This is a genomic window from Micromonospora sp. NPDC003944 (assembly GCF_053605225.1).
The window spans coordinates 1-3,316 of the sequence record NZ_JBSGIV010000137.1; the positions used below are offsets into that span (position 1 = coordinate 1).

Genomic DNA, 3,316 nt, shown 5'->3' on the forward strand with positions numbered 1-3,316 from the left:
ACGCCTCCCGGTCGCCCCGGACCAGACGCACCGACTTGTCCGGCAGCACCCGACCGAGTGCGGAGCCACGCCCCGAGTGCAGCACCAGGCCGGTGCCGGGGTGCCGGCCAGCGGCCTTTCCACGCTCCGCACCCGCAGATCTTGGACACTTACCGTCCGCCCAGAACGGAAACTGTCCAAGATCTCGCCGGGGGATGGGCGGCTGGTGCGGGAACAACGTCGGGCCAGGGCTGGTTGTGGACGGTGTCGGTGTGACTCAGTGTCCCCGGGCCTCACCTAATATCGCCCTCGCGGAATACCGTTCGGCTGGAGCCGCGTCGTGCCACTCGCCGAGAGGCGACCTGCACACCGACACCAGCGCCGCCCCTGGCCCACAAGGCCGGGGGCGGTGCTGTCGTATCCCCGGTTCGCGAACCTGTCTCAGGTGCCCTATGTTCAGGGGGTCGCTCGCGTGGGAGGGGGTGTCGGGGTTGGGTCTGCGTACCTTCATCGAGGGTTGGCCGGTCTACCGGCAGCTCACCGGCACGGACCCGCTGGGCCGGGGTGCGGCGGCGAAGTCCGCCGGGTCCCGAGCGCTCACCGCTCGGACCGAGACCGCCGACAGCGTCGCCCGCTCGGTCTGTCCTTACTGCGCCGTTGGCTGTGGCCAGCGGGTGTTCGTCAAGGACGGGCAGGTCAGTCAGATCGAGGGCGACCCGGACAGCCCGATCTCGCGGGGTCGGCTCTGCCCGAAGGGTTCGGCGAGTAAGAGCCTGGTCACCAGTCCGTTGCGGCAGACGACGGTCCGTTACCGGCGTCCGTACTCGACGCAGTGGGAGGACCTGGAGCTCGACACCGCGCTCGACATGATCGCCGACCGGATGCTCGCGGCCCGCGAGCAGACCTGGGAGGACGTCGACACGCAGGGCCGGCCGCTCAACCGGACGCTTGGTTTCTCCAGTCTGGGTGGGGCGACGCTGGACAACGAGGAGAACTACCTCATCAAGAAGTTGTTCACCGCGATGGGGGCGCTCCAGATCGAGAACCAGGCCCGTATTTGACACTCCGCCACCGTCCCCGGTCTGGGGGCCAGCTTCGGTCGTGGCGGTGCGACGGATTTCCAGCAGGACATCGCCAATGCTGACGTCATCGTCATCCAGGGTTCGAACATGGCTGAGGCGCACCCGGTGGGTTTCCAGTGGGTGATGGAGGCCAAGCGGCGGGGGGCGAAGGTCTTCCACGTCGACCCGCGGTTCACCCGGACCAGTGCGGTCGCGGACACGTACCTGCCGATCCGGGCGGGCACGGACATCGCGCTGCTCGGTGGGGTGGTGCGCTACATCCTGGACAACGAGCTGGATTTCCGGGAGTACGTGCTCTCGTACACCAATGCCGCCACGATCGTCAGCGAGCAGTTCACCGACACCGAGGACGGCGACGGGTTCTTCTCCGGGTTCGACCCGGCGACCGGCACGTACGTGCAGGACAGTTGGCAGTACGAGGGGCATGAGGGCTCCTCGGGCAGCGGACACACCGCGAAGGAGCGGGACACCGCCGCCGGTCTGGAGCACGAGTCGCACGGCGCGGAGGTCGGCGGGCAGACTCAGCGGGACGAGACGTTGCAGCACCCGCGCTGCGTCTACCAGATCCTCAAGCGACACTTCGCCCGCTACACGCCGGAGATGGTGGAGCGGGTCTGCGGGATCCCGCAGGAGCAGTTCCTGGAGTTGGCGCGGGCGTGGACGGAGAACTCGGGTCGCGAGCGTACCGGGATGCTGATCTATTCGGTGGGGTGGACGCAGCACAGTGTGGGTGTGCAGTACATCCGCACGGGCGCGATCATCCAACTGTTGTTGGGCAACATGGGTCGCCCGGGTGGTGGGGTGATGGCCCTGCGCGGGCATGCCAGCATCCAGGGTTCCACCGACATCCCGACGCTGTTCAACCTGTTGCCGGGTTACCTGCCGATGCCGCACCACGCCGACCACCCGACCTTCGACGAGTGGGTGAACAGCATCAGGCACCCGGGCCAGAAGGGCTTCTGGGGCAACGCGCGGTCGTTCGCGGCGAGCCTGTTGAAGGCGTACTGGGGTGACGCGGCGACGCCGGAGAACGACTTCTGCTACGGCTACCTGCCCCGCCTGACCGGTGACCACGGGACGTACCAGCAGGTCCTGAACATGATCGACGGAAAAATCAAGGGGTACTTCCTGCTCGGTCAGAACCCGGCGGTCGGCTCCGCGCACGGTCGGGCGCAGCGGCTCGGGATGGCCAACCTCGACTGGTTGGTGGTCCGTGACCTGTTCATGATCGAGAGTGCCACGTTCTGGCAGAACGGCCCCGAGGTCGCCACCGGGGAACTGGTGCCGGAGGAGTGCCGCACGGAGGTGTTCTTCCTGCCCGCCGCGTCGCATGTGGAGAAGGAGGGCACGTTCACCCAGACGCAGCGGTTGTTGCAGTGGCGGGAGAAGGCTGTCGAGCCGCCGGGCGACGCCCGCTCCGAGCTGTGGTTCTTCTACCACCTGGGCCGCAAACTGCGGGAGAAGCTCGCCGCCTCGGATCTGCCGCGTGACCGGGCGCTGCTCGACCTTGCCTGGGACTACCCGACGCACGGTCCGCACGAGGAGCCGAGCGCCGAGGCGGTGCTGCGGGAGATCAACGGGTACGACGTGGCGACCGGCCGTCCGCTGTCCGGTTTCGCCGAGGCCCGCCCGGACGGCTCCACCGCGATCGGCTGCTGGATCTACAGCGGGGTGTACGCCGACGGCGTCAACCAGGCGGCCCGGCGCAGGTCCCGGCACGAGCAGGACTGGGTGGCCGCGGAGTGGGGTTGGGCGTGGCCGGCGAACCGGCGGATCCTCTACAACCGCGCGTCCGCCGACCCGGACGGCAATCCGTGGTCCGAGCGCAAGCGTTACGTGTGGTGGGACGCGGGGAAGGGCGAGTGGACCGGCTACGACGTGCCGGACTTCGAGAAGACCAAACCGCCGTCGTACCGGCCGCCTGCCGGGGCGTCCGGGACGGAGGGCATCGCCGGCGACGACCCGTTCATCATGCAGGGTGACGGTAAGGGCTGGCTGTACGCGCCAAGCGGTGTCCTGGACGGCCCGCTGCCGACGCACTACGAGCCGGTGGAGTCGCCGGTGCGTAACCCGCTCTACGGTCAGCAGGCCAACCCGACCCGCAAGATGTACGCGCACCCGGTGAACTCGGTGAACCCGAGCCCGCCGCAGGAGCACGCCCAGGTGTTCCCGTACGTGTTCACGGTCAGCCGACTCACCGAGCACCACACCGCCGGGGGGATGAGCCGGACCGTGTCACCGCTCGCCGAGTTGCA

General features: G+C 68.5%; 1 protein-coding gene. It reads left to right on the top strand.

Translation table 11 applies throughout. The features are described 5' to 3' along the window. Positions 1-470 precede the first annotated feature (470 nt). A partial coding sequence (gene fdh, locus ACWER9_RS31735) for a formate dehydrogenase (RefSeq protein WP_452305310.1) occupies positions 471-3,316 on the top strand: 2,846 nt, incomplete at its 3' end.